Raw genomic sequence first — 3,750 nt, 5'->3', positions numbered from 1 at the left:
GGCTGCGGCTGGTCGGCGGGGCGGCCGGAGCAGGGGGCGAGCCCGTCCAGGTTCCCGGGAACCTGGCCGCCCGCGCGGCTGATCTCCAGCTTGATCCGGTCGATGAGCACCTTGCGCCGGTCCTTGAGCGGACCCAGGATGGCGTTCTGGACGTACTGCGCGTCCCCGGCCTGCGCCTGGCGCGTGGTGACCAGGCGCTGGTAGGCGTCGGTGATCTGCTGGTCCATCGAGGCCAGTTCACCGTCCACCTCACCGCGGGCCGGGTCCGGCACGTCGGGGAGCTGCTGGCCCACGTCCGGGCAGTCGATCGTGGCGATCTGCTGTGCCGCGTTCGCCTTCGTCTGATTCTGCGCCTGGCCCGACTCGCCGGCCGAGGCGTAGAAGTTCGCCCAGATCAGCCCGCCCCCGCCGAGCGCTAGGGCTGCCGACGCGGCCACGGCTTTGGTGGCCAACGGCATGCGGCGTTTTCTTGTATTGCGTCCCATGGAACTCCTCTGACTTCCTTGCGGGGCATCCCTTGCGGGGCATCGAGGCGCCCGACAGGAGTGAAGCGGCTCCCTTGAGTACGGGGACCGCCCCGCGGGTGTTCAGCCGTCACGGGAATTGATGAGAAGTTCTTGCGGAACTCCGGTTTCAACAGCCCTCGGCACACGAGGAGTTGTGGATCAACCGCGTCCGGTGAGAGGGCACGGGGCGGGTGGGGCCGGTTTCACCGGCCCTGGTCGAGATGGGCGAGAACCGCCAGGACCCGCCGGTTGTCGTCCTCCGAGACCTCCAGGCCCAGTTTGGCGAAGATGTTCGCGGTGTGCTTGGCGACGGCCCGTTCCGTCACCACCAGCTTCCCGGCGATCGCCGCGTTGGACCGGCCCTGGGCCATCTCCTCCAGCACTTCCCGCTCCCGGGGCGTCAGCCGCGCCAGCGGCCGCTCGTCACCCGGCCCGCGCGCCAGCAACTGCTGGATCACCTGAGGGTCCATCGCCGTGCCCCCCGCCGCCACCCGCCGCACGGCGTCGACGAACTGCCCGGCGTCGAACACCCGGTCCTTCAGCAGGTAGCCCACCGCGCCACTGCCGTCGGCCAGCAGCTCCCGCGCGTACAGCTGCTCGACGTGCTGCGACAGCACCAGCACCGGCAGACCGGGCCGCCGCCGGCGGGCCTCGAGCGCGCACTGCAGTCCTTCGTCGGTGTGCGTCGGCGGCAGGCGGACGTCGACGACGGCGACGTCCGGGTCGAGCTCCGCCAGCGCGCGGCCGAGTTCGGGCCCGGACTCCACCGCCGCGGCGATCTCGAAGCCGTGGGCCTCCAGGAGCCGGACCAGCCCGTCGCGCAGCAGGAACAGGTCTTCGGCTAGGACAACTCGCAAGGGATCTCCAGGGTGACCATGGTGGGGCCGCCCACGGGACTGCTGACGGCGAGGACGCCGTCGAATGTACCCAGCCGCCGCTCCACCCCGGCCAGCCCCGAACCGGCCCCGATCACCGCACCGCCCCTGCCGTTGTCGGTGACGCTCACCCGCACGCATCCCCCGGCGTGGTGCAGGTCGACCCAGATCCGGTCCGCCCCCGCGTGCTTCACCGCGTTGGTGAGCACCTCGCTGACGGCGAAGTACGCGGCCGACTCCACCGGCGCACCGGCCCGTCCCGGCAGGTCCACGCTCACCTCGGTGGCCACCGGGAGCCGCAGCGCCAGCGCCCGCACCGCGTCGCCCAGGCCGCGCTCCGCCAGCACCGGCGGATGGATGCCGCGCACCAGTTCACGCAGTTCCGCCAGTGCTTCCGCCGACGACCTGCGGGTCTGCGCGATCAACTGCCGTGCTTTCTCCGGGTCCTTGTCGAGCAGTGCCTCGATGGTGCCCAGGTCCATGCCCATCGCGACCAGCCGGGCCTGTGCCCCGTCGTGCAGATCCCGCTCGATGCGCCGGAGTTCGGCGGCCGAGGTGTCCACCGCGTCCCGCCGGGTCTCCGTCAGCACCCGGACGCGCTCCTCCAGTTCCCCCTGGCCGGGGGAGAGGACGGCACGGGTGAGCCGGTAGTGCGCGGACAGCGCCCGCGGGCTGAGGAAGTGGCCGAGGAAGAGCAGAACGAGGGCCAGCGCCCCCGCGCCGAGCGCGGACGCCTGGCCGCCGACCGGGACGAAGCCGTACCAGTACGGGTCCGGCATCACCCGCCACAGCCCGGCCGCGAGCGCGAACCCCTCCAGCGGGTACAGCAGCAGCACGGCGGGCAGCAGCGCGGTGACGAACCCCGCGGTCATGTCGACCGGCAGCCACAGCAGTTCCCGCCAGGTCGCCGGGTCGCGGAGCATCCCGAAGGTGCGCGCCCACAAAGTGGCGTCCTTCGGCACCGGCCGGTACGCGGGCGGGATGCGCACCCCGCCCCACTCCGCGGCCAGCACCCGCCGCCGGTTCACGTAGGTCCGGGCCCCCTTCAGCACGTACGGCGTGGTGACGAGGCCGACGCCGGCCGGGATCAGCGCGATCGACACCAGGGTCAGGGTGAAGGCGAACACCGACAGCGGGAGCGAGACCAGGGCCAGTCCCAGCCCCCGCAGTGCCCCCTTCAGAAGGCCTTCGGTGCGCCGTTCGCGTCCGCCCCTCCGCGCGGTCCCGTTCCGGGCCCCGCTCCCGGTCTCCGGACCCGTGCCCGCCGCGTTCGTGAGGTCCATGAGCGTCGGGTCACCGCTCGCGCGGTCCGTGGTCCCGTGGCCGGTGGCTCCGCGCTCCGTGGCTCCGCGCTCCGTGGTCCCGCGCTCGGCGGCCCCGCGCTCCGTGCTCCTGCGCTCCGTGGTCATGGCGTCAGTCTGGCCGAGCGACCGCACCCGGTCACGGGGCCGAACCCCCGATGCGGGGGTGGTGCTGCCTACACCCCCTCCCCGCCTCCGTCCGGTCCCCGGGTCTCCGCCAGCACCTTCGCCTCCGTCTTCGGGTCGAGCCCCACGGCCGTCCGGTCCCGGCGCCGGGGCGCGGTCCCGCCGAGATCCCGGAGCCAGCGCCAGGTGTCGGCCGCGGTCCCGGTGACGGGACGGCAGCGCAGCCCCGTCGCGAGCGCCCGGGAGACGTCCGTGGCGTGCATCGCGCCGTGCGACTCGCTGTCCGGCGGCACCCAGACCGGCAGCTGCGTCCACGGCTCGACGCCCGCCCGCAGGATCGCCTCCGGCGCGGTCCACCGCAGCTCGGCCGAGCCCCCGGTCACCTCCGCGCACGCCTCCAGCAGCGTGCCCATGGTCTCGTGCCCCGACGGGCCGGTCAGGTTGTACGGTCCGCCGAGCCCCTGTTCGGCCGCCCCGAGGATCCACTCGGCGAGGTCGCGGACGTCGACGTACTGGAGGGGCAGGTCGCGCGGGCCCGGGGCGAGGACCGGGCCGCCGCGGGCCATCCGGTTCAGCCACCAGGGCAGCCGGCCGACGTTCTCGTACGGCCCGAGGATCAGCCCCGCCCGCACCAGCACCGACCGGTCGGCGCCGAAGGCCTCCACGGCGGCCAGTTCACCGCCCCGCTTGTCCCGCGCGTAGTCGGTGCGGCCGGCGTCCGCGCGGGCGCCCGCCACCACGGGAGCCTCCTCGGTGGCCCCGGCGGGCGCGGGCCACTCGTACACCGAACGGCTCGACACGTACACGTACCGGCCGGCGCGCTCCCGCAGCAGCCGTGCCGCGTCGCGGACGGCGCGCGGGGCCGCCGACCAGGTGTCGACGACGACGTCCCACGTGCCGTCCACCCCGTCCAGGGCGGCCAGGCCGCCCTGGACGGGGTGG

General features: G+C 74.1%; 3 protein-coding genes and 1 pseudogene. All 4 read right to left on the bottom strand.

Features of this window, described 5'->3' with window-relative positions; genetic code table 11:
* A pseudogene (locus tag AOK18_RS28000) lies at nucleotides 1-485 on the bottom strand (DUF1996 domain-containing protein); the annotation flags it as partial.
* 224 nt (nucleotides 486-709) lie between these two features.
* Nucleotides 710-1,363, bottom strand: a complete 654-nt coding sequence (locus tag AOK18_RS27995) for a LuxR C-terminal-related transcriptional regulator (protein ID WP_055696136.1) — start codon at nucleotides 1,361-1,363, stop codon at nucleotides 710-712.
* On the bottom strand, nucleotides 1,348-2,664 hold the full coding sequence (locus AOK18_RS27990) for a sensor histidine kinase (protein WP_055696137.1): 1,317 nt from the start codon (nucleotides 2,662-2,664) through the stop codon (nucleotides 1,348-1,350). The genes AOK18_RS27995 and AOK18_RS27990 overlap by 16 nt, the downstream gene beginning before the upstream one ends.
* 194 nt (nucleotides 2,665-2,858) lie before the next feature.
* Nucleotides 2,859-3,750 (bottom strand): NAD-dependent epimerase/dehydratase family protein (locus AOK18_RS27985; RefSeq protein WP_055696135.1); only part of this gene is annotated, 892 nt, incomplete at its 5' end.

The organism is Streptomyces prasinopilosus, assembly GCF_001419695.1.
Classification (GTDB): domain Bacteria; phylum Actinomycetota; class Actinomycetes; order Streptomycetales; family Streptomycetaceae; genus Streptomyces; species Streptomyces prasinopilosus.
This window is presented reverse-complemented; position numbering and strand designations above follow the sequence as displayed.